Origin of the sequence: Microbacterium sp. NPDC057944, from assembly GCF_042887445.1 — a bacterium.
GTDB lineage: Bacteria > Actinomycetota > Actinomycetes > Actinomycetales > Microbacteriaceae > Microbacterium > Microbacterium natoriense.
Genome location: NZ_JBHVPJ010000001.1, coordinates 1,935,087 through 1,957,878, shown reverse-complemented (window position 1 = coordinate 1,957,878; position 22,792 = coordinate 1,935,087). Strand labels below are relative to the sequence as shown.

Annotated in this window: 21 protein-coding genes and 1 tRNA gene; 9 read left to right on the top strand and 13 right to left on the bottom strand. The window is 66.9% G+C overall.

Annotation, left to right across the window (positions count from 1 at the left end; translation table 11 throughout):
* Nucleotides 1-22: 22 nt before the first annotated feature.
* The 7 genes from tmk to ACFVRO_RS08885 all read right to left on the bottom strand — a co-directional run bounded on the left by tmk (nt 23) and on the right by ACFVRO_RS08885 (nt 6,369).
* Entirely contained in the window at nt 23-652 is a 630-nt protein-coding gene (gene tmk, locus ACFVRO_RS08915) for a dTMP kinase (RefSeq protein ID WP_105674071.1), read from the bottom strand.
* Nucleotides 649-3,477: a type I DNA topoisomerase gene (gene topA / locus ACFVRO_RS08910; protein ID WP_386951444.1), complete on the bottom strand. Its 2,829-nt coding sequence runs from the start codon at nt 3,475-3,477 to the stop codon at nt 649-651. The genes tmk and topA overlap by 4 nt, the downstream gene beginning before the upstream one ends.
* Nucleotides 3,478-3,555: 78 nt before the next feature.
* The gene (locus ACFVRO_RS08905; RefSeq protein ID WP_386951441.1) at nt 3,556-3,885 is read right to left on the bottom strand and encodes a helicase; all 330 of its coding nucleotides are present in this window, start codon (nt 3,883-3,885) and stop codon (nt 3,556-3,558) included.
* The gene (locus tag ACFVRO_RS08900; protein WP_386951439.1) at nt 3,885-4,235 is read right to left on the bottom strand and encodes a TadE family type IV pilus minor pilin; all 351 of its coding nucleotides are present in this window, start codon (nt 4,233-4,235) and stop codon (nt 3,885-3,887) included. The genes ACFVRO_RS08905 and ACFVRO_RS08900 overlap by 1 nt, the downstream gene beginning before the upstream one ends.
* Nucleotides 4,235-4,432 (bottom strand): DUF4244 domain-containing protein, encoded by a 198-nt coding sequence (locus ACFVRO_RS08895; RefSeq protein ID WP_105674079.1) that lies wholly within the window; start codon nt 4,430-4,432, stop codon nt 4,235-4,237. The genes ACFVRO_RS08900 and ACFVRO_RS08895 overlap by 1 nt, the downstream gene beginning before the upstream one ends.
* A gap of 33 nt (nt 4,433-4,465) precedes the next feature.
* Entirely contained in the window at nt 4,466-5,362 is an 897-nt protein-coding gene (locus ACFVRO_RS08890; protein ID WP_105674081.1) for a type II secretion system F family protein, read from the bottom strand.
* Nucleotides 5,356-6,369, bottom strand: a complete 1,014-nt coding sequence (locus tag ACFVRO_RS08885; protein WP_386951437.1) for a TadA family conjugal transfer-associated ATPase — start codon at nt 6,367-6,369, stop codon at nt 5,356-5,358. Before ACFVRO_RS08885 ends, ACFVRO_RS08890 begins: the two co-directional genes overlap by 7 nt.
* 391 nt (nt 6,370-6,760) lie before the next feature.
* Here ACFVRO_RS08885 and acs point away from each other — a divergent pair, with 391 nt between their 5' ends.
* The gene (gene acs, locus ACFVRO_RS08880; protein WP_386951434.1) at nt 6,761-8,728 is read left to right on the top strand and encodes an acetate--CoA ligase; all 1,968 of its coding nucleotides are present in this window, start codon (nt 6,761-6,763) and stop codon (nt 8,726-8,728) included.
* A gap of 73 nt (nt 8,729-8,801) precedes the next feature.
* On the opposite strand, the gene ACFVRO_RS08875 is transcribed toward acs, so the two are convergent.
* Both ACFVRO_RS08875 and ACFVRO_RS08870 read right to left on the bottom strand, forming a co-directional pair.
* Nucleotides 8,802-9,260 carry a RidA family protein gene (locus ACFVRO_RS08875; RefSeq protein ID WP_341941515.1) on the bottom strand — a complete coding sequence of 153 codons (459 nt, stop codon included), beginning with the start codon at nt 9,258-9,260 and terminating at the stop codon, nt 8,802-8,804.
* On the bottom strand, nt 9,257-9,481 hold the full coding sequence (locus ACFVRO_RS08870; RefSeq protein ID WP_386951431.1) for a hypothetical protein: 225 nt from the start codon (nt 9,479-9,481) through the stop codon (nt 9,257-9,259). Before ACFVRO_RS08870 ends, ACFVRO_RS08875 begins: the two co-directional genes overlap by 4 nt.
* Nucleotides 9,482-9,559: 78 nt before the next feature.
* Here ACFVRO_RS08870 and ACFVRO_RS08865 point away from each other — a divergent pair, with 78 nt between their 5' ends.
* Both ACFVRO_RS08865 and ACFVRO_RS08860 read left to right on the top strand, forming a co-directional pair.
* Nucleotides 9,560-12,142 (top strand): transglycosylase domain-containing protein, encoded by a 2,583-nt coding sequence (locus tag ACFVRO_RS08865; protein ID WP_386951428.1) that lies wholly within the window; start codon nt 9,560-9,562, stop codon nt 12,140-12,142.
* Complete coding sequence (locus tag ACFVRO_RS08860) at nt 12,139-13,107, top strand: metallophosphoesterase (RefSeq protein WP_386951427.1); 969 nt, start codon at nt 12,139-12,141, stop codon at nt 13,105-13,107. The genes ACFVRO_RS08865 and ACFVRO_RS08860 overlap by 4 nt, the downstream gene beginning before the upstream one ends.
* Nucleotides 13,108-13,661: 554 nt before the next feature.
* Here ACFVRO_RS08860 and ACFVRO_RS08855 read toward each other — a convergent pair.
* A complete protein-coding gene (locus ACFVRO_RS08855; RefSeq protein ID WP_386951424.1) occupies nt 13,662-14,231 on the bottom strand; it encodes a hypothetical protein in 570 nt (189 codons plus the stop codon).
* A 397-nt stretch (nt 14,232-14,628) separates the two neighbouring features.
* Here ACFVRO_RS08855 and ACFVRO_RS08850 point away from each other — a divergent pair, with 397 nt between their 5' ends.
* The 6 genes from ACFVRO_RS08850 (at nt 14,629) to ACFVRO_RS08825 (ending at nt 19,795) form a co-directional block, all read left to right on the top strand.
* Nucleotides 14,629-15,624, top strand: coding sequence for a hypothetical protein (locus ACFVRO_RS08850; RefSeq protein ID WP_386951421.1), 996 nt, complete (start codon nt 14,629-14,631; stop codon nt 15,622-15,624).
* Nucleotides 15,625-15,656: 32 nt separating this feature from the next.
* Nucleotides 15,657-17,900, top strand: a complete 2,244-nt coding sequence (locus tag ACFVRO_RS08845; RefSeq protein ID WP_386951419.1) for a glycoside hydrolase domain-containing protein — start codon at nt 15,657-15,659, stop codon at nt 17,898-17,900.
* Between the two features lie 17 nt (nt 17,901-17,917).
* On the top strand, nt 17,918-18,277 hold the full coding sequence (locus ACFVRO_RS08840) for a hypothetical protein (protein WP_386951416.1): 360 nt from the start codon (nt 17,918-17,920) through the stop codon (nt 18,275-18,277).
* 157 nt (nt 18,278-18,434) lie between these two features.
* Nucleotides 18,435-18,511: transfer RNA gene (locus ACFVRO_RS08835), tRNA-Pro, on the top strand.
* 67 nt (nt 18,512-18,578) lie between these two features.
* Nucleotides 18,579-19,043 carry a VanZ family protein gene (locus tag ACFVRO_RS08830; RefSeq protein WP_223586029.1) on the top strand — a complete coding sequence of 155 codons (465 nt, stop codon included), beginning with the start codon at nt 18,579-18,581 and terminating at the stop codon, nt 19,041-19,043.
* Nucleotides 19,040-19,795: an HAD-IIB family hydrolase gene (locus tag ACFVRO_RS08825; RefSeq protein ID WP_386951413.1), complete on the top strand. Its 756-nt coding sequence runs from the start codon at nt 19,040-19,042 to the stop codon at nt 19,793-19,795. The genes ACFVRO_RS08830 and ACFVRO_RS08825 overlap by 4 nt, the downstream gene beginning before the upstream one ends.
* 60 nt (nt 19,796-19,855) lie before the next feature.
* Here ACFVRO_RS08825 and ACFVRO_RS08820 read toward each other — a convergent pair whose 3' ends face one another.
* The 3 genes from ACFVRO_RS08820 to ACFVRO_RS08810 all read right to left on the bottom strand — a co-directional run bounded on the left by ACFVRO_RS08820 (nt 19,856) and on the right by ACFVRO_RS08810 (nt 22,786).
* Nucleotides 19,856-21,115, bottom strand: coding sequence for an alpha-hydroxy-acid oxidizing protein (locus ACFVRO_RS08820; RefSeq protein ID WP_386951411.1), 1,260 nt, complete (start codon nt 21,113-21,115; stop codon nt 19,856-19,858).
* A gap of 22 nt (nt 21,116-21,137) precedes the next feature.
* On the bottom strand, nt 21,138-21,836 hold the full coding sequence (locus ACFVRO_RS08815) for a FadR/GntR family transcriptional regulator (protein WP_386951408.1): 699 nt from the start codon (nt 21,834-21,836) through the stop codon (nt 21,138-21,140).
* Between the two features lie 338 nt (nt 21,837-22,174).
* The gene (locus ACFVRO_RS08810; protein ID WP_341941504.1) at nt 22,175-22,786 is read right to left on the bottom strand and encodes a thymidine kinase; all 612 of its coding nucleotides are present in this window, start codon (nt 22,784-22,786) and stop codon (nt 22,175-22,177) included.
* Nucleotides 22,787-22,792: the final 6 nt, after the last annotated feature.

Here is a 22,792-nt window from a genome sequence, read left to right as displayed (position 1 = left end):
ACCGACTCCCTGGAGGCAGGGCTCAGCCGAGGAGCGACTCCACGCGGACGCGGATCGCCGCGGCGATCTCATCAGCGGATGCCGCGGCGTCGAGCACCAGGAACCGCTCGGGCTCGGCGTCGGCCAGGCGGAGGTACGCGTCGCGCACTCGGGAGTGGAACTCGGTCTTCTCCGCCTCGAGCCGGTCGAACGGCTTGTCGTCCGAGTCGAGCCGCTCTCGCGCGGCCTCCGGATCGAGGTCGAGCAGCACGGTCAGATCGGGAAGCGCCCCCTCGGTGGCCCACAGGGACAGCTCGCGGATCTCGTCGCCGTCCAGCACGCGCCCTGCACCTTGATACGCGACGGACGAGTCGAGGTAGCGGTCCTGCAGGACGACCTCTCCGCGGTCGAGCGCCGGGCGCACGACCGTCGCGACATGATGTGCCCGATCCGCGGCGTACAGCAGCGCTTCGGCCCGAGGGGCGATGTCTCCGCGGTGGTGCAGCACGATGTTGCGGATCAGCTCGCCCACCTCGGAGCCGCCGGGCTCCCTGGTGCGCAGCACCGCATGCCCGGCATCCGTCAGCCAGCCCGCGAGCAGGTTCGCCTGCGTGGTCTTGCCCGAGCCGTCTCCGCCTTCGAGAGTGATCCAGACCCCGCGACCTGCGGTCACGAGCCCGCCTTCTTCGCGGCGTTGGCGGCGCGCGTCGCCGCGGCCTTCTTCGCCGCAGCCGAGCGAGCGGCCGCCTTCTCGGCATCCGTCGGCGCCTTCTTGGCCGCCGCCTTCTTCGCTGGCGCCTTCTTGGCGGGGGCCTTCTTGGCAGGGGCCTTCTTCGCCGCAGCGCCGCGCTTCGGGGCCGGACCCTTCGCGCGCTTGTCGGCGAGCATCTGGACGGCGATCTCGAACGTGATGTCCTCGGTCTTCTGCCCACGCGGGATCGTGACGTTCGTCTCCCCGTCGGTGACGTAGGCGCCGAAGCGTCCGTCACGGATGCGGATCGGCTTGCCGCTGACGGGGTCGGCGTCGAACTCTGCGAGCGCGCTCGATGCACGACGCGCGCCGGCGCCGTACTTCGGCTGCGCGTAGATCGCGAGCGCCTGGTCCAGTGTGACGTCGAAGATCTGCGATTCGCTCTCGAGGGACCGCGAATCGGCGCCCTTCTTGAGGTAGGGACCGTACCGGCCGTTCTGCGCCGTGATCTCGTCGCCGGACTCGGGGTCCACGCCGACGACGCGCGGCAGGCTCAGCAGCTGGAGTGCGGTGTCGAGGTCGATCGTGTCCACGGACATCGAGCGGAACAGCGAACCGGTGCGCGGCTTGGGAGCCGTCTCCTTCTTGGCGCCCCGCTTGGGCTTCGGCGCCTCGACGACCTCCCCGGTCGACGCGTCGACACCGGCATCGTCGGACACCGGGTCGTTCTCCTGCACGTAGGGGCCGAATCGTCCGTCCTTGACGACGATGATCTTGCCGTTCTCCGGGTTCTCGCCGAGCACGCGGTCGCCGGCGACGGGGGCCTCGATGAGCTCCTGGGCCTTGGCCGCGGTGAGCTCGTCCGGCGCCAGATCCTCCGGGACGTTCACGATTCGCGGCTTCTCGTCGGGCGCCTCCGGGTTCGCGACCTCGAGGTAGGGGCCGTACTTCCCGAAGCGCAGCGTCGCCGTGTCCGTGATGCGCGTGGAGTTGAGCGCGCGCGCATCGATCTCGCCGAGGTTGTCGACGACCTGACGCAGACCCACCTGCGACTCCGTACCGAAGTAGAAGGACTTCAGCCACTCGACGCGCTTCTGCTCGCCCCTGGCGATCGCGTCGAGGTCGTCTTCCAGAGCCGCGGTGAAGTCGTAGTCGATGAGGTCGGCGAAGTGCTCCTCGAGCAGACGCACGACGCTGAACGCGAGCCACGTCGGCACGAGGGCCTGTCCGCGCTTGGTCGCGTAGCCGCGATCGATCACGGTGCCGATGATGCTAGCGAACGTGGACGGACGGCCGATGCCGTGCTCCTCCAGCGCCTTGACCAGCGACGCCTCGGTGTAGCGCGGCTTCGGGGTGGTGCGGTGACCCTTGGCCTCGGCGTCCGTCATCCGCAGCTCATCGCCGACGGCGACCGCCGGCAGGGACTGGTCGTCGGCCGCGTCGCTGTCGCTGCGCTTCTCGTCGCGTCCCTCCTCGTACGCCTCCAGGAAGCCCTTGAAGGTGTAGACAGTGCCGGATGCCGTGAACTCGGCCTTCTGCCCTGCGGCGTCGACGGCGATCGTGACGGTCGTGGTCTCGTACTTCGCGTCGGACATCTGGCTGGCGACGGTGCGCTTCCAGATGAGGTCGTAGAGGCGCTGCTCTTCACGGTCGAGCTGCGAGGAGACCGAGGCCGGAGTGCGGAAGGTCTCGCCCGAGGGGCGGATCGCCTCGTGCGCCTCCTGGGCGTTCTTGCTCTTGGACTTGTAGACGCGCGGCTTGAGCGGCACGGCCGCGTCGCCGTAGAGCGAGACCGCCTGGTTCCGCGCCGCCTGCACCGCCTGGGTGCTCAGCGCCGTGGAGTCGGTGCGCATATAGGTGATGAAGCCCTTCTCGTAGAGGCGCTGGGCGACGCTCATCGCCTGCTTCGCGCTCATGGAGAGCTTGCGTCCGGCTTCCTGCTGCATCGTGGAGGTGGTGAACGGGGCGTACGGGCTGCGCGTTCCGGGCTTCGCCTCGACCTTGGTCACCGTGCCGGCGCCGGCGGCGTCCACGGCGAGCGCGAGAGCCGCAGCCTTCTTCTCGTCGAGGACGACGACGGCCTTCTTCAGCTTTCCGAGGTCGTCGAAGTCGGTGCCGCGGGCGAGCTGGCCGCCGTCGACGCGCACCAGCCGCACCTTGAAGGCGGATGCCGAGGACGCGAGAGCCTCGACGTCCCAGTAGTCCGCCGACACGAACGCCATGCGCTCGCGCTCCCGGTCGACGATCATGCGGGTCGCGGCGGACTGCACGCGTCCGGCGGAGAGGCCGGTCTTCACCTTGTACCAGAGCACGGGCGAGACGTCCCACCCGTAGAGGCGGTCGAGGATGCGGCGGGTCTCCTGCGCGTCGACGAGGTCGATGTCGAGCTCACGGGTGTTGCCGACGGCCGCCTGGATCGCGTCCTTGGTGATCTCATGGAACACCATGCGCTTGACGGGCACCTTCGGCTTCAGCGTCTCGAGCAGGTGCCAGGCGATCGCCTCGCCTTCGCGGTCTTCATCGGTGGCGAGCAGGAGCTCGTCCGCCGTCTTCAGAGCTCGCTTGAGTTCGGCGACCGTCTTGGTCTTGCGGTCGGACACCACGTAATAGGGGTCGAAGTCGTTGTCGACGTCGATCGAGTACTTCCCGTACGCCTGCTTGTCAGCGGCAGGGATGTCCTTCTTGTCCGCGAGATCGCGGATGTGGCCGACGGAGCTGAGCACCTCGTAGCCGTCGCCGAGGTATCCCTGAATCGACCGCATCTTCGTCGGGGACTCGACGATGACGAGCTTCTTGCCTTCAGCCAAGGGTGCGTCCTTTCTTCGAAGCACACCATACACACCACCGCGATGGGTTCGTCGCAGTGGTTCGTGTACGTTCCGCCGTCAACTCCCCTCGGGTGGCCCTGCTCGGGCTCGGGAGACGGCAGCGAGTCCAGCGTACGCCGCCTCGACCTGGACGGTCGCCACGAGCCCCTCCAGGACGCACGCGGTGAGCACAGCATCGGAGGCCGCCGCGACGCGCGCGGCGAGGGCGCAGGGCTCCTCCGACGCCGCGACGGCGCCGGAGGCTGCATCCGCCGCCGCGAGCGCCGCCGCGTCGGCTGCACCGGCCGCGCGCTGCGCCGTCACGGCCGCCCCGCCGACGGCGGCGAGTCCGAGAGACAGCCCGGCCGTGACGACGAGGACGCCGGCGGCCAGCGCCGAACCCGCCATCAGAGGCCGCCACTCAGGGCACAGCTCGACGCGCGCATCGGCAGTGTGAGGACGCCGCCGATCGCGACGTCGACGCTCGCGGTGACGCAGACCAGTCCGCCGTCGTCGCGGCTGGCGACCCCCGCACCGGGAACAGCAGCGGTCACCGCTCCGGCCGCGGCTCCGGCCCCCTCTCCGCGGCCGAGGATTCGTGCGGCGTCGGCTGCGGCATCCTGCAGCGACACCTGGCGCGCAGCGGCGCTCAGGGCTCCCGCACCGAGCAGGATCGTGAGGACGACCGCGGGCAGAGCGAGGGCGAGTTCGGCGGCGACGGATCCGCGATCGCAGCCGGCGCCGAGGCGACGAGACATCACGACACCGTCAACGACCGGCGCACCATGTCGGTGAGGATGCCGCGCACCTCGTCGGAGCGCAGGACGAAGATGAGTGCGCCCGCGAATGCGACGGCGGCCATCGTCGTGATGACGTACTCGGCGGTCGCGGCTCCGGTGTCGTCGCCGAACAGCTGCGCAGCGCGGCGACGGGTGAGAGGAGGGATGGTGGTCATGGTGTTCCTTTCTTTCTGTGTGGTCCCTGTCGTTCACAGGGAGAGCGACGTCGTCGTGAGCACGCTCAGCAGCAGCGGCGCCACGCCGAGGAGCATGAAGGCGGGCAGAGAGCACACGCCCAGCGGGATCAGCAGCCTGGTGGACAGAGCCGCAGCGCGCAGCCGACCGGCGATCCGCGCCTGGTGACGATCCTGGGCGGCCGACGCCCGCAGCAGCTCGCCGGCCGGGACACCGGCGGCGCGCGACAGCGCGAGCACCGTGTCGATGCGGTCGCGACCGCCGTGGCGCGAGGCGGGACTCTCGGACACCAGCTTCAGTGCGCGCTCTACCGAGGCCCCGCCTGCCAGCGCCACTGCGACGAGCTCAGCCTCCATGCCCGGCGTCCCGGGTGCCGGCTTCGCCCGCTCGAGGAGCCGTTTCGTCCACGTGCGCGCGGCGAGCATCAGCAGCAGACCCGCCGCGACGCACGCCGCGCCGATCGGAGTGCCGACGATCACGCCCACGGTGTCGAAGCCGAGGGCGAATCCGAGCAGGAGTCCGGCCAGCGGCATGAGGAGCAGGAGCCTCGCGGTGCCGGCGGGCTCGGCGAGCGCGATCCGCACATCGTCGGCGGCCGATGCCGCATCGCGCAGCGTCTCCGCGATCATCCGCAGCACCTCGGCCAGCGGCGCCCCTACGGTGGTCGCGATCTCCCAGGCGGCGGCGAGATCGAGCCACGCCCCTCCCTCCGCCTCGATCGCCGCGACGAGCGGAGTGCCCTCGTCCGTCCTCGCCACCACGGCGGCCGCATGCGCGTCGCCCGTCTCCGCAAGGTGCCTCCAGGCGACGAGCGGAACCGCTCCGGCCTGGAGCAGCACCGCGAGGGTCTGCACGGAGGTCGCGGCATCCGCCCCTGTGTCGACGGGGCGCCTGCGCCGCAGCCTCACCACGGGATGACCTCTTCGATGTCGAGACGATCATCTTTCATGAGGAATCTCCCCGTCTGCGCGATGCGCCTGGCACCGCCCGGCGCCCTCGCCAGATGCAGGACGACCGTGAACGCGCTGACCGTCTGCCTCGCCAGGGCGGTGGCGTCCATCCCGGCGAGAGCGCCCAGCGCCTCCAGCCGCGCGGGCACATCGCTCAACCCGCTGGCGTGCAGGGTTCCCGCCCCGCCGTCGTGCCCGGTGTTCAGGGCGGTGAGGAGCTCGCGCACCTCTTCGCCGCGGCACTCGCCGACCACGAGTCGGTCGGGGCGCATCCGCAGCGACTCCCGCACGAGCCTGGCGAGGCTGATACCGCCCGCCCCCTCGAGATTGGCCTGTCGCGCCTCGAGGGCGACGTGGTGAGGATGCCGAGGGCGGAGCTCCGCGACGTCTTCGATCGTGACGATCCGCTCCGTCTCCGGTACGGCGGCGAGCAGCGCGGACAGCAGCGTGGTCTTTCCGGTGCCGGTGCCTCCGGTGATGAGGATGTTGGCTCGTTCGTGGACGAGCCGCAGCAGCCACGCCTGCAGCCGGGCGTCGAAGGCGCCGAGCGCCGCGAGGGCGTCGAGATCGGCCGCACGCACACGAGGGATGCGGATCGACAGCGCCGTGCCCGACGTCGAGACGGGGGCGAGCACCGCATGGACGCGGATGCCGGAGTCGAGGCGCACGTCGACGCAGGGCGCTTGGTCGTCGAGGTGCCTGCCTCCGAGCCCCACGAGCCCGACGGCGAGATCGCGGACCTCGCGTTCGGATGCCGCCCATCCTGGTGCGGCCTCCGCTCCCCGTCCGCGATCGACGAAGAGGCCGGATGCGCCGTTGACGAAGATGTCGGTGACCTCCTCGTCGACGCAGTACTCGACGAGCGGACCGAACCGCGGATCGACGACCAGCGGACCGGCAGGCGTGGACGCTGCGACCGCACCGTGCCGCTCGACGCCGCGTGGACGGATGATGAAGGGATCGCTCATGCCCCGACGCTAGGGCTGTGGTCGCACCCGCAGATCGCCCGAGAGGTCGCATCCCCGGCAGCTGTGCACAACTGCTCCGAACACGCATCGGTGCAGAGAAGACCACCTTGACGAGGGAGCGCTCCCAAACGAAGAAGGGCGGCACCTCGCGGGGGGAACGAGATGCCGCCCACGGCGGCACTCGATCGGGGGAATCTGGCACGCCAAGGCCGGAATGAGAATTCGGCTGTGGTCGAGTGTACGCAAGGCGACCGTCCTGACAAAACCAGGGCGAGTACCGACTTTCGGCAGTATGCGGTGCAGATGCGCGAGACTAGATTCTCGTTGACCTGAACGTGCCGCCCACCGCCGTGCCGTGCACGACAGCTTTGCCGCAAAGGAGCGCCTGCCGATGAGCAGCCAGATCGACCATCTTCTCGATGAGACCCGCCAGTTCCCGCCGTCCGAGGAGTTCGTGGCGCAGTCCATCTCCTCCCCCGCTCTGTACGAGAGCGCAGCGGCCGATCGCGAGGCGTTCTGGGCAGGACAGTCGCGCGAGCTGCTGCACTGGCACACGCCGTTCACGCAGGTCCTGGACTGGTCGACGCCGCCGTTCGCGAAGTGGTTCGACGACGGCGAGCTCAACGTCGCTTACAACTGCCTCGACCGCCACGTGGAGGCGGGCAACGGAGACCGCGTCGCCCTGCACTGGGAGGGCGAGCCCGGCGACTCCCGGTCGATCACGTACGCGGAGCTGACCGACGAGGTCAAGCGCGTGGCGAACGTCCTGGAAGGGCTCGGCATCGTCCACGGCGACCGCGTCGCCATCTACCTCCCGATGATCCCCGAGGCGATCGCGGCGATGCTCGCGGTCGCCCGACTCGGCGCGATCCACTCCGTCGTCTTCGGCGGCTTCAGCGCCGACAGCCTCCGCTCCCGCATCGACGACGCCGGAGCCAAGCTCGTCATCACCGCGGACGGCGGCTACCGCAAGGGCAAGGTCTCCGCGCTGAAGCCCGCCGTCGACCAGGCGCTCGCCGACCGCGGCGACGGGGAGCAGCAGACGGTCGAGCACGTGCTCGTCGTCAAGCGCGGCGGCAACGACGTCGACTGGAACGACGACCGCGACATCTGGTGGCACGACGTCGTGCCTGCGGCATCCGCAGAGCACGAGGCCCAGGCCTTCCCCGCGGAGAACCCGCTGTTCATCCTCTACACGTCGGGGACCACCGGCAAGCCGAAGGGCATCCTGCACACCTCGGGCGGCTACCTGACCCAGGTCGCCTACTCGCACAAGTACGTGTTCGACCTGCACCCCGAGACAGACGTCTTCTGGTGCACCGCCGACATCGGCTGGATCACCGGGCACAGCTACGTGGCCTACGGTCCCCTCGCCAACGGCGCAACCCAGGTGCTGTACGAGGGCACGCCGGATGCTCCGCACCCGGGTCGCTGGTGGGAGATCATCGAGAAGCACAAGGTCTCGATCTTCTACACGGCGCCGACCGCCATCCGCTCCTTCATGAAGATCGGCCGCGCGATCCCCGCGAAGTTCGACCTGTCGTCGCTGCGTCTGCTCGGCTCGGTGGGCGAGCCCATCAACCCCGAGGCGTGGATGTGGTACCGCGAGGTGATCGGCGCCGGAACGACCCCCATCGTCGACACCTGGTGGCAGACCGAGACCGGCGCGATCATGGTGTCCGCCCTGCCCGGGGTGACCGCGACCAAGCCCGGTTCCGCCCAGGTTCCCCTGCCCGGCATCACGATCGACGTGGTCGACGAGTCGGGCGTCGAAGTCGGCAACGGCAACGGCGGCCTGCTGGTCATCACCGAACCGTGGCCCAGCATGCTGCGCGGCATCTGGGGCGACCCCGAGCGCTACCGCGAGACGTACTGGGAGAAGTTCGAGGACGAGGGGTACTACTTCGCCGGCGACGGCGCCCGCCTCGACGACGACGGAGACCTGTGGCTGCTCGGCCGGGTGGACGACGTGATGAACGTGTCGGGTCACCGCCTCTCCACCGCCGAGATCGAGTCGTCGCTGGTGGCCCATGAGGCCACGGCCGAGGCTGCGGTGGTCGGAGCGTCCGACGAGACCACTGGTCAGGCTGTCGTCGCCTTCGTGATCATCAAGGAGAGCTACCTCGCCGCGCACGATGCGGCGGGGCTCGCGCAGCAGCTGCGGCTGTGGGTGGGTGAGCAGATCGGCGCGATCGCCCGTCCGCGCGACGTCTACATCGTCGGCGAGCTGCCCAAGACCCGCTCCGGAAAGATCATGCGCCGCCTGCTGCGCGACGTCGCGGAGGGTCGCGAGGTCGGAGACACCACGACGCTGGCCGACACCGCCGTCATGAGCATCATCTCCGCGCAGGTGAAGTAACCGAACGGAAAGAGAACGCCCCTCCTGAAAGCTCAGGAGGGGCGTTCTCTTTCTGTCAGGATGCCGGATGCCGTCAGGCGAGGATGAAGACGACCTCGACCTCGACGGGGCTGTCCAGGGGCAGCACCGGGACGCCCACCGCTGCACGCGCGTGGCGGCCGGCCTCGCCGAAGATCTCGCCCAGCACCTCGCTCGCGCCGTTGATGACGCCGGGCTGGCCGGTGAACTCCGGAGTGGAGGCGACGAAGCCGCCGAGCTTCAGCACGCCGGCGATGCGGTCGACGCCGCCCGCGGCATCCGCGGCGGCCGCGAGCGCGTTCAGCGCGCACGTGCGCGCATAGAGGTTCGCGTCTTCGGCGGTGACCTCCGCGCCGACCTTTCCGGTCGTCGGCAGCGCCCCGCCCGAGAAGGGCAGCTGACCCGAGGTGTAGACGAGGCCCGCGTGCACCACGGCGGGGACGTACGACGCGACGGGCGCCGCGACGGCGGGGAGCTCGATGCCGAGCTCGGCGAGACGGGCGGAGACGGTCATGCCGTGCCTCCCTCGAACTGGCGGGCGGCCTCGGCCGCGGCGGCCAGACCGGCGTTCGCCGAGGCGTCCGCCGTCACAGGACGCTTGAGGTAGGCGACGAGCCCTCCCTCTGGGCCCTGCACGACCTGCACGAGCTCCCAGCCCTGCTTGCCCCAGTTGTTCAGGATCGCCGCCGTGTTGTGGATCAGCAGCGGCGTGGTCAGGTACTCCCACGTGGTCATGGCACTCCTCGTTCTGACGGCATCCGTGCCGTATCGCGTCAAAGGCGGTATTCAGGGAACTCCCCTACGATCAAGCGTATGCCCCAACAGAATCGCACGGTGAAGAGCGTGCTCGGCGGCCTTCTCGGGCTCGTCGGACTCAGCGTCGTAGCCGGCCTCCTCGTCACGGCCAGCGCCACCCCCGTCCTCGCAATGACGGGCATCACCGGTTCCAAGGCCCTCACCCTCTTCGAGGATCTCCCCGAGAACCTCAAGGTCAACGCCCCCATGGAGCAGTCGACCATCTACGCCAAGGGCACCGACGGCAACCCGGTCGCCCTGGCGTCGTTCTACGAGCAGAACCGCATCCCGGTCGCGTACGACCAGGTCGCCCCGGTGATGTACGACGCCATCCTCTCCAGCGAGGACAAGAACTTCTACTCCCACGGCGGAGTGAACCTCGGCGCGACCATCAAGGCGGCCTTCGGCAACGTCGTGGGCTCCACCGACCGCGGCGCCTCGACCATCACGCAGCAGTACGTGAAGAACGTGCAGATCCAGGAGTGCGAGCAGAAGGTCGACACCGCTGCGGACGACTATCAGGCCCAGGTCCAGCAGTGCTGGATGAACTACGCGGTCGCCTCGGGCAGTGAGGGCATCGAGCGCAAGCTGCGCGAGATGCGCTATGCCCTGCAGATCGAGAAGGACTACTCGAAGAACGACATCCTGCTCGGATACCTGAACATCTCCAGCTTCGGCGGACAGGTCTACGGCATCGAGGCCGCCGCGAACCGCTACTTCTCGAAGTCGGCGGCGAACCTCACCATCGCCGAGGCTGCGACCATCGCCGGCATGGTGCAGGAGCCCAACACGCTTCGCATCGATCTGCCCGCTGGCACCTACACGACCAAGAGCGACGGCGTCGCGCACAACAGCGCGGAGGACGGCTACAAGGACACCCTGACGCGCCGTAACTACGTGCTCGAGCGCATGCTCATCGACGGCAAGATCACGCAGGCCCAGTACGACGAGGCCCACGCGACCCCGATCACCCCCGCGATCAAGACGACCACCCAGGGCTGCAGCACGGCGGGCCCCAACGCCTACTTCTGCCAGTACGTGAAGAAGGTCATCGAGAGCGACCCGGCGTTCGGCGCCACCGACGAGGAGCGCAAGGCCAACCTCCGACGCGGCGGCATGCAGATCTACACCACGCTCGACATGAACGTGCAGCAGCCGGCGATCGACGCCGTGCACGCGCAGGTTCCGCAGACCCTCCCCGGCATCCTCCTCGGCGGCGCCGGCGTCTCCGTCGAGGTGAACACGGGACGTATCCTGGCCATGGCGCAGAACACGGCATTCAATGAGGCGGATGTTCCCCTGGAGACAGGTGAGACCTCGATCGTCTTCGCGGCTGACAAGGCCCACGGTGGTGGAGACGGCTTCCAGCCCGGCTCCACCTACAAGCTGTTCACCCTGCTCGACTGGCTGAACAAGGGCAAGTCCGTCAATCAGGTGCTCGACGGCCGTGTGAGGGTCTTCAACCCCTTCACCGTCTGCGGCGACAAGGTCCCGAACAAGACCCCGATCGGAAACTTCGGCAACGGCGGCGGCTCCGTGAGCAGTGTGGCCAAGTTCACCGCCCAGTCGCTCAACACCGGCTTCCTCGCCATGGCTCAGCAGCTCGATCTGTGCGACATCAATGACGTCGCGACCAGCCTCGGGGTGCATTGGGGCAACGGCACGTCGGTGTCCGAGAAGGCAGGCCCGAACGACTCGCCGTACTCCCCGTTCGCGACGGTGCTCGGATCGAAGAGCATCGCGCCGCTCCAGATGGCCGGCGCTTACGCTGCGGTCGCCAACAACGGCACCTTCTGCGAGCCGAAGGCCATCGACCGCGTCGTCGGAGCCGACGGGCTGGAGAAGAAGATCCCCGAGACCAAGTGCACTCCGGTGATCGCACCCGAGGTCGCGGCGACCGCGGCGTACGCGCTCAGCGGCGTCATGAACGGCGGCACGGGCGCGAGGGCACGGCCCAACGATGGCATTCCCGTCTTCGGCAAGACGGGAACCGCCGAGGCGGAGCACACCATGCTGGTGGAGTCGAGCTCGAAGGTCGCGACGGCCGTCTGGGTCGGAAACATCACGGGTCTGGTGCCGCTGCAGAAGCTCTCGGCGAACGGGACTCAGCTGAACAACATCCGCTATCCGTTGGCGAAGGCCATCCAGACCGCGGCCAATGCCGTGTACGGAGGCGATGCCTTCCCGAAGCCCGACACCAAGCTCACCCGCCAGGTGCAGAGCGACGTCCCGAACGTGGTGGGCAAGTCGATCGAGGAGGCCACGGCGATCCTCGACGAGGCAGGATTCAGCGCTACGGTCGGCTCTCCTGTCGACAGCGATCTGCCCGCGAACGTCGTCGCCGCGCAGAACCCCTCCGGTCAGGCCGCGACGGGCACCCCCATCACGCTCTCCCCGAGCAACGGCCAAGGCGCGACCGTGCCGGCGGCGGTAATCGGGCAATCGAGATCAGATGCGCAGAATACGCTGTTCGGCGCCGGATTCAGCGCCGTGGCGTTCGACAACAGCTGCAACCCGCCCAACGCGAAGGTGACGAGCACCAACCCCGCAGCGGGCACCGCGGCGAACAAGAGCGCAACGATCCAGGTCTCGTGCCAGTGACGTCATCTCGCACGGTCCACCCGGCCCTCATCGCGCTCGGCGCGGTGGGGGCCGCTGGCGCTGCCGCCGCGGTCTGGGGCACCGGCATCGAACGCTACCTCTTCACGGTGCGGGAGGCGACGGCATCCGCGCTCGCTCCGGGCTCCGCTCCGCTGCGCGTGCTGCACATCTCCGATGCGCACATGGCGCCCTGGCAGCACCGCAAGCAGGACTGGCTGGCCTCACTCGCCCAGCTGAAGCCCGACCTCATCGTGAACACGGGCGACAATCTCGGGCACCGGGACGGACTCGACGGCATCCGCCGTGCGTTCGAGCCGTTCGCAGGCATCCCCGGCGTCTTCGTGCACGGGTCGAACGACGTCACGGAGCCCTCTCCGCGCAATCCGTTCCGATACTTCATGGGCCCCTCGAAGAAGCACCAGAAGTCGCCGTTGCTCGACACCGCGGCGATGGACCGCTTCTTCACCGACGAGCTCGGCTGGACCGATCTGAACAACGCCGCCGCACGCCTGACCGTCGGCGGCGAGACCGTCGACCTCTTCGGCGTGAGCGACGCGCACCGCGACTGGGACCGCCTCGATGTGCTCCCCGACGCGATCGGCGCCCTCGGCCCGAGGGATGCCGGAGCCTCGGTTCTCGGCGTGACGCACGCCCCCTACCAGCGCGTGCTCAACGGCTTCACCGACCTCGGTGCCGATGCGATCTTCGGCGGACACACGCACGGCGGTCAGGTGTGCCTACCCGGCTTCGGCGCTCTGGTCGCGAACTGCGACATCCCGCTGAAGCAGGCGAAGGGCCTGAGCACGTGGACGCACGACCACCGCACCGTGCCGCTGAACGTCAGCGCCGGCTGCGGCCACTCGATCTACGCCCCCGTGCGCTTCGCGTGCCGTCCTGAGGCGACGCTGCTGACGCTCACGGGGCCGCCGAACTCAGGATCCGACACTCACAAAGAGATCTCCTGAGCACGAAGGGTAGCAAGGAGAGTCAGGGCAAGAATTTCTAGCTCCAGGTCAATTGGCCAGTCCAGGTGTACGCGCATCCGGTGCAAATAGAGCCGTTGCCATATGTCATGTAGGAGTTCGCGATTCGCACACGAAGACTGGCCCACTGTGCGCCGTTTCCTCCCGCTAGCTGGGTGAAACTGGTGGGTTGCCCCCAGGTCCTGTGCAAACGACCTTTGTAGTGAACGACACCACTGCTGTCCACTAGCTGGAAGTCCATCCAGAACGTACTGAACGGCTGCCCATCATTAAAAGAGACGTCGTCCAGTTTGGCGTACGCAGCCCCACGTATTGAACGATATGTTCCGTAGTTTGTGGAGTTGTTGGTGGACGAAGGCCCAGTTAGTGTAACCATTTTTGCTCCTATCGAGAGCCGGCGAATCGCTCATTCACGCAGCGCCCGCCAGCTCCACTAGAATCTCTCTTAAGGTGAAACTCAGACACATTCAAATCTTCTGTCGCGACAAGACGCTGCTTACGATCTTCCTCAATCTCGGGAGCGCTAGCCGGAGAGGTCAGGACACCAATGTGCTGAGCGGCGCAAAATCTCCCTCAACTGCTTGACCAAGACTCAAGGAGAAGGCTCGGCCGTCGTCCTCCCATATCGCAGTGCGCGCCTTCGATCCGTATGCGAATTTCAACTCGTTGAGAAGTCGATTCGATTCTTCCCTGTCGCCGCGAGCAGATGCCGTCTGCGCAGCAGAGACCATAGCTCCATGCCAGAACAAATAGGCTTCAGCCTCACCGATGCCCTTTTCCCACATCTCACCCGTGGAGGACTCTTGTAGCTTAGAGGCCGAAGGGAACTCGACACCCTCCGGGAGCGCGAAAGGGAAGGACGCGATCGCGGCGAGATACTCGGCATGAACGCCGGCGACGTCAGTGAACCCTGGCATACTCGCCGAGAGTCGATCTCGCGCGGACGTGTCGGGTTTCACGCCACCTTCGCCTCCGGTGTCCGCGGAGGCGAGACCGACTCCGAGCGGTAGCGTCGAGAACGCAACCACTGCACCAAGCCCCACCGTGACGCCGACATGCTTAAGCATCGCACGTCGTGAAATATCAGCTATTTGATTCCCACTCATGCCCAAAACATAATCGCAGGTTTCGGGTTCTGTCAATCAACACTGAAACCCGGGGAAGCACCTAGGATTAGACCTCAATTGACCGTTACCATATGCACCGCGCGGCGTCTGTAGGCCAAAAGGGGGACAGAAAACACCTTCGGATGTCGCCACCTCGCAGCCAACCTTGACCCGCGAAGACGCGCACCGCGACCGCGCCGAACCAGCTCTGGGCGACCGATCAGATGTTCGTGCCGCGCGCGCCCAGGCCCGCAGAGACGGTGATCCTGGTCGCCGGCATCGATTTGTCCCCCATAAGGCGGACAGACGGCGTAACCGTCTAGTTGCTACCGTCGGGTCGTTGGCGATATTGCCACCGTGATCGTCAAACCGCTATTGAGACCCCGAAGGGCTGAAGATGCCGAGAGCTCTTGTGGTGACACGTCGGACGATACTTCGGGGGGCGGCCGTTGCGTCTGCGTACGTGCTCAGCGGAGGTATCGGGCCGCTGAGCTCTCCTTTTGCGGCGCCAACTTCTGCTGCTCCGTCGACGGTCTTCCTGACCACGGATATTGCCCACGCCACAGCCCGGCACTTCGATGCAGCATGGTCGAACGAGGTGATCGCGTCGTTCCCTGTCAGATTCGGACTAGCCGAAAGGTCAGAGCATCTGATGCTACGAGCTCAGTGGGATCCGCGGCTTTTCACTGTTCACGGCCCGGCCTACGGCGTGATCGGTGAGGAGACACGAGAGCTGGCCCTTGTCCACGGTGAAGCCGGAGTCTTCTCCACATCAGTGGGGGCGGATGTGAGTGAGATCGTGTTGCAGGTCGAGAGCTTGAACCTGTACCCCGTTGAGAATATCGATGATGCTACGTCGACAGCGCTCTCGTTGACGGACGCCACGGGGGCAGTCGTCGATGAGTTTGCGGTCGAGGCGACCCTTGCGGCGTGCGCCCCTTGGAGCGTTGAGATCGTCGTCGATTGGGTTTCCTACGCGAAGGACGTCGTCCCGGCGCGGATGACGTTGACGAGTGTCGGACCGAACGCTGCCCCGGGGGGCCTTGAGGTCGTCGCGAACTATGCGGACGTTCTCGCTCGACCGACGGTGACGGTGCCCGAAGGAACCGAGACAGCGAGTGCCTCCATCTCTGAACGCTCATCGGGTGGTGTCACACGACTCACACTGGCCACTACGGTGCAGCTGCCGCCAGGAGCCACTGTGGAGGTGCAGTTCTCCGCCGAGGAGTCCGACTCGGTTCCGGCTCCATTCGAAGATCTCATCCCGTCTGTGCTGCTGACGCCGCCGACTGACATGCTCGGACTGCGTTCTTCGGGCCAGCATTCGCAGTACCCGGTGACGACGTCCGGTTCCCAGCTCAGCACCTATCTCCCCGCGCCCAACGCTGGGTAGCCGCGTAGATCATTCGGGAAGGAAATCGACAAATGGGCGACCCCTGGGTTCAGGCGACACAGGTCTGGTACAACAATGAGTATGGTTTTCGGCCAGGATTCCCTATCCTCACCGTCGACGGCCAGTCCGGATGGCAGACCATGTATGGTCTCACCAGAGCGCTACAGAGCGAGCTCGGGATCACGAGCCTTTCGGATGCTTTCGGCCCGGGTACGCTCGCTGCAGTCACTGCGTTCGGGACTATCTCCGCGTCGAATCCCAACACGTCGTCCGGCCCTTCAAAGATCCTCATGATCATTCAGGGCGCTTTGTACTGCAAGGGCTACAACGCAGGGAACGGGAACCTCACTGGCGTGTGGAGTTCCACGATGAGTGGGGCGGTCCGAAGCTTGCGGGATGATCTCGGCTTGGTGGGAACCCTTGCCGAGATCCCGCCCAAGCTAGTGAAGTTCCTCCTCGCGATGGATGCGGCACGACTACTGCCCGGTGGAGACAGTGTCATACGGGCCGGCCAGCAAGCGATGAACGCCCGATATGTGAATCGGAGGGACTACTTCCTCGTTCCTGCAGACGGCTACTTCCTCCGTGATACACATCGATCGCTTCTGTTCGCGATCCAATACGAGATCGGGATGGCTGACGGCGTTGCCAACGGGAACTTCGGACCTGGGACGAAGACCGGCTTGCAACAGAAAGCTGCTCTATCCGTTGGTTCAGTAGATGCGGATACGTACTTCGTACGACTCTTCCACTTCGCGCTCCGCGTCAACGGATATCCGGCATCGTTCAGCTCCACCTATACATCAACCACGGCAGGTCACACCCGTGACTTTCAATCCTTCGTCGGCCTCCCCGTGACCGGAACTGCGAATCTGCAGACCTGGGGATCCTTGCTCGTGAGCACTGGAGATCCTGATCGTCCAGGAACAGGAGCAGACTGTGTCATGACCATCACGGCAGAGCGTCTGACCACGCTCCGCAACGCGGGCTACACCCACTTCGGCCGCTACCTCACAAACACACCAGATCAGACACTCGACAAGTGCATCAAGCAAGGAGAACTCGACCGCATCTTCGCTTCGGGCGGAAGGGTGTTCCCCCTGTTTCAAACAGGAGGCGGGGCGATCGAACATTTCACATACAAGCGCGGCGAACAAGTGGGCGAAGAGGCGGCCATCTCCGCATGGGCCTACGGAATACCCAACAATACGATCATCTACTTCTCCGTCGACTTCGATGCTCTACCTCAGCAGGTGACGAGCGCAGTCATCCCCTACTTCCAAGGCCTCCAGCAACGACTGGGCCGGACGGGCCGAACGTACCGAATCGGGGTGTACGGACCGCGCGACGTATGCAGAAAACTCGTCTCCGAAGGCCTCGCAGTGAGCAGCTTTGTGTCGGACATGTCGACCGGATACGCAGGCAACCTGGGTCAACCGCTCCCCGCCAGCTGGGCTTTCGACCAGATCCAGACGATCTGGATCGGGTCCGGAGCTGGCCGAATCGAGATCGACAAAAACGTGGTGTCCGGACGCGACAACGGCATCGGGTCCGTGTCACCGCCTCTGCGCACGACGCCCGACCCGCAGATTCCGGCCTCTCAGTTCAACGCCTTCGAAGAGGAATGGTGGAGGGAATGCTACGAGCACGAGGACTCTCTCGCCCAACAGCTACTCATGCCGCTCAACCGTCAGAACGTCAAGAACCGAGTGCAGACGCACGACGCCTACATCACCCAGATTGCCACGATACTCAACGTTCCCAAAGCGCTCATCATGACCCCGTTGATCTGGGAAGGAATGGTCATCCGAGCGGATGACGACGCGGCGGACGCCGCTACAGCGTCCTACTACTCGGCGTTGGAGCTGACGGGAAACGCTCCTCCGGGACTCCCCGATGACAGCTCGACGGGGCCATGCCAGATGTTCGCTCGAACCGGGATCCGTGCCAACAACTGGGGCGTGGCGAAGGGACTCGTTTCGACCCGTGCGTACGACGCCACCAAATGGCAAGACGTGTGGGATATGTGGAGGACCATCCACAACGACGAGCAAGCGGCAATCCGTCTCGCTGCACTGAACATGATGGCCGAAGCAGAAAAGAAGATGGGAGTGGCCCCGGCTGACCTCCGCAAGATGAACCCCAGTCAAGTCATGGCTATGTGCACCGGGTACAACGGCTCGTGGTACGACGGACCGGGTGATTCAGCGCTGGTGTACGGCAGAAACCGAATGATGCTCTACTACACAATTCACCGCTGGCACCAATCCTTCTAGCACTCAAGGGCGGGCGAATGAGAATCACATCAATCATCCTCGTCAGCATTGTCGGGGCTGGACTGGGCCTGGGCGGCGCGGCATTCTTCAACCTCGCCGGATTGATCTGGGTGGGAGGCTCGTTCGAGAAGGCAATGTACTGGGAACCCCTCGAAAGCGCGATCACAGTATCTTTCGGCTGCGCTTCGCTTCTCGGATGGGTGTCCTCACTCATCGCCGTCCTCATCATGTCCCGCGCGGGGGTGTCCCCTGGCGACAGGATCAAGATGAAGCGAACCAGCTACACAGCCGTCGGGATCAGTTGCGCCGTTGTGGTTGCGGGTCTCATCGTCGCCCTCGCAGTACTGCCTGCACAGTACGAGTGGGTGAAGTACTGAGACAGAGGCGATGGACCGATCGCCTCTGCGCGTCCGTTCTCAGGCCACGGGCGTTTCTGGCCGGCATTGCTCATTCCGTCGCCCGTCACCCCGTCGATTCGATCGCCCCGATTCGCCGTTTCCGCTCCTTCTCTTGTAGACTCGGAGGGTTGCAAAACGGGGTGTGGCGCAGCTTGGTAGCGCGCTTCGTTCGGGACGAAGAGGTCGCAGGTTCAAATCCTGTCACCCCGACCAGTAACACCGGAAGGCCGCCCTCAGGGGCGGCCTTCTCTGTACGGCACACACGCGAGGGGGAACGCACGTGAGTACACGACGGCGCCGCATCGCGCGCATCACGACCCTCGTGATCGGCATCCCCTTCCTCGCCCTCATCGGGTTCCTGGCGCTCACTCCCCGCCGTGTGGAGCAGTCGATCCCGAACGTGCTCGACCTGGTCCTCGGTGCCGTCCACCGGCTGGGCTGGACCTCGCTCGACTTCACGACCCTCGAGGTCGCAGCCAACGTCCTGGTGTTCATCCCCGTGGGGATCGTCGCCTACGTGTTCCTCCCCCGCCGCGCGCGCTGGCTCGCGCTCGCCGTCGGCCCCGCAGCATCCATCGCCATCGAGCTCACACAGCTCCTCGCCCTGCCGAACCGCGACCCGTCGATCAACGACGTCATCGCGAACTCGATCGGCGCCACGATTGGCGTCGCGCTCTGTCTGCTGAGCAGCTGGGCGTTCCCGTCACGCGTCTCCGCACGTCCGTCTACCCTGGAAGCATCATGACCTCGCCTGCCCTCGTCGCCTTCGACCTCGATGACACGCTCGCACCGTCGAAGGGTGCCATCAGCCCTCGCATCGCCGATCTCCTCCTCGCGCTGCTGCGTCGCGTCGACGTCGCCATCATCTCCGGCGGCAACGAAGAGCAGTTCCGCAGCCAGGTGATCGCGCAGCTGGTCGATGCGGATCCCGCCGACCTCGCGCGCCTGCACCTGCTGCCCACGTGCGGCACCCGCTACCTGCGCTACGACGGCACCCGCTTCACCGCCGCCTACGCGCACGACCTCACCGACGACGAGAAGTCCGCCGCGCTGACGGCGCTGCGCGAGGAGGCCGAACGGCTGAGCCTGTGGGAGCCGGAGCCGTGGGGCGAGATCCTGGAGGACCGCGGCTCGCAGATCACCTTCTCCGCCCTCGGGCAGAAGGCTCCGCGCGACGCCAAGCACGACTGGGACCCCAGCGGCGCGAAGCGCCTCGCCCTGCGCGACGCCGTGGCCGCCCGCCTGCCCGGACTGGAGGTGCGCGCCGGCGGCTCGACCTCGATCGACATCACCCGCGCGGGCATCGACAAGGCCTACGGGATGCTGCAGCTCGTCGAGCACACCGGCATCCCCCTGGCCGCCATGCTCTTCTACGGCGACCGTCTCGACGAGGGCGGCAACGACTACCCCGTGCTGGCCCTCGGCGTGCCGTCCGTGGCCGTCGACGGCTGGGAGGACACGGCCGACAAGCTCGACGCCCTGCTGCCGACGCTCTGAGGACGAGCGTCGGCAACAGCGCGTGTCATCTCGCGCGGGTCGCTCGACGACCGGTGACGGTCAGCGAGCGTTCGCCTCGACGGCTGCGCGGGAGACGGGGACCAGGCGGGTGAGCTGCGTGATGTGCGCGGGCTCCAGCTCCGCGAGCGACGAGACGCCGAGCAGCCGCATGGTCCGCTCGATCTCGCTGCGCAGGATCGCGATCGTGCGATCGACGCCGGCGCGACCGCCCGCCATCAGACCGTAGAGGTAGGCGCGCCCGATGAGCGTGAAGTCGGCCCCCAGCGCCACGGAAGCCACGATGTCGGCGCCGTTCATGATGCCGGTGTCGATCATGACCGTGAAGTCGTCGCCCACGGCCTCGCGCACCGACGGCAGCAGGTGGAACGGAATCGGCGCGCGGTCGAGCTGGCGACCGCCGTGGTTCGAGAGCACGATGCCGTCGACGCCCGCATCCTTCAGCCGCACGGAGTCCTCGACGTTCTGCACGCCCTTGATGACGATCCGGCCGGGCCACAGGTCGCGGATCACGGCGAGGTCTTCGTAGCTGATCGTCGGGTCCATCGCCGCGTCCAGCAGCTCGCCGACGGTGCCGCCCGTGGTGCTGAGCGAGGCGAACTCGAGTTTGGGGGTCGTGAGGAAGTCGTACCACCACCACGGCCGCGGGATCGCGTTGACGATGGTGCCGAGGGTCAGCTGCGGCGGAATGCTGAAGCCGTTGCGCTTGTCACGCAGACGAGCGCCCGCGACTGGGGTGTCGACCGTGAAGTGCAGGGTGTCGAAGCCGGCTGCTGCGGCCCGGCGGGTGAGCTCGTAGGAGATCTCGCGGTCGCGCATCACGTACAGCTGGAACCAGTTGCGCCCGTGCGGATTCGCCGCCTTGACGCCCTCGATCGACGTGGTGCCGAGGGTCGACAGCGTGAACGGGATGCCGGCCGCGGCAGCCGCACCGGCACCCGCGATCTCGCCCTCGGTCTGCATCAGACGCGTGAACCCGGTCGGCGCGATGCCGAAGGGAAGCGCCGAGGGGCCGCCGAGGATGTCGACGGACGTGTCGACGTCGGGTGCGGGACGAAGGATGCCGGGGTGGAACTCGACGTCCTGGAACGCCTGGCGCGCGCGCGAGAGCGACAGCTCCCCCTCCGCCGCGCCGTCCGTGTAGTCGAAGGCGGCCTTGGGCGTGCGCCGCTTCGCGATCGTGCGCAGATCGTCGATCGTGAGCGCGGCGTCGAGCCGCCGCTTCTTCCCGTTCAACTCGGGCTTCTTGAACTTCATCAGTTCGAGCAGCTCCACGGGGTTGGGGACCTGGCGCTGGACCATGGTGCTCCTTCGGTCGGGGGCCTCAGCGGCCCAGAACGTGTTCGTAGTAGCCGGCGATGTGCGCGTGCACCAGGGCGCGGGCGGCATCCGCCTCTCCCCCGTCGATCGCGTTCACGATCGCGCGGTGCTCGGCGCGCAGCCGGTCGACCATCGCGCTCCACTCGCCGATGGATGCCGACCCCTCCAGCACGTACGACTCGATCGACGTGCGGAGTCCGGCCATCATGGCGGCGATCACGGAGTTCCCGCTTGCCTCGGCGAGAGCGAGGTGCAGCTGCGCGTCGAGGGCGAGGAACTCCTCGGCGGTGAGGCCGTCGGCATCCATCGCCTCGAGAACGCGGTGCGCGGCCTCCGTATCACGGTCGGGCGCGGCGGCGAGTGCCGTGACGACCGCAGCCTCCAGCACGAGTCGCGTCTGCACGACATCGTCGATCGGAAAGCCGTGGGCGGCCACCTGCAGCCTCAGCAGCGTCGACAGCCCGCCGGACGGCGTGGCGATGACGATCGCGCCGGACTGGGGCCCGGAGCCCGTCGCCGTGCGGATCAGTCCCATGACCTCCAGCACCCGCAGCGCTTCGCGGACGCTGGATCGGCCGACGCCGAGATCGGCAGAGAGATCCCGCTCCGACGCGAGGCGGTCGCCGGGGCCGAGTCGACCGTCGAGGAGGTCGCGCTCGACGTGCTCCAGCACGAGGCGCCAGGCGCGCGGCTGCTCCGGCATCCGTCCTCCCGAGATCGAGTGTGTGGTCTGACCACAGTAACGCGTGTGGTCAGACCACGCAAGCGACGTTCACAACTCCTCAAAGAACGCGCGAATCGCACGCTGTCGCGCCGTCACGCGCAGGAGTGCTGCCGTCTATGAGGAGTTGTGAACGCGAGGACGAGATCACGCGAGCTCGGCGCGACCGAGGCGCACGATGCGGAACAGGGCAGAGCAGAGCAGAGCAGAGCAGAGCAGAGCAGAGCAGAGCGGGCGTCAGCCCAGGCATACACCCCGACAGCTCGACACAGGCCCGCGTCGGCCCGGCATACGCCCGGGTCAGACGGCGTGGGCCCCGGTCAGCCCAGGCGTCCTCCGGACTCCTGGAGGTAGCAGGCGCCGCACAGCGACTCGTACGTCGTGACCTCGGGCGCGATCTCACCTTCGGCGCCCTCGTCGATCGCGACCTGATCGCCGTCGAACACGAAACGGCCGCCGACGACGCGGCCGTTGAACACCGCCTTGCGTCCGCAGCGGCAGATCGTCTTGAGCTCCTCCAGCGAGTGCGAGATCGCCAGTAGACGAGCAGAGCCGGGGAAGGCGTGCGTGAGGAAGTCGTTGCGGATGCCGTAGGCGATCACCGGGATGCCGTCTTCGATCGCGATCCGGAACAGGTCGTCGATCTGCGCCGGCGTGAGGAACTGCGCCTCGTCGACCAGGAGGCAGGCGATGTCCCTGTCGCGGTTATGCGCGGCGAACAGGGCCCGGGCGTCGTCGTCGGCGCCGACGAGGAAGTCGACCTCACGCGTCATGCCGAGGCGACTGGAGATCTCGGAGGCGCCCTTGGTGTCGATCGCTGGCTTCGCGAGCAGCACGTGCTGGCCGCGCTCCTCGTAGTTGTACGCGGCCTGGAGCAGCGAGGTGGACTTGCCCGAGTTCATCGCGCCGTAGCGGAAGTAGAGCTTCGCCACAATGCG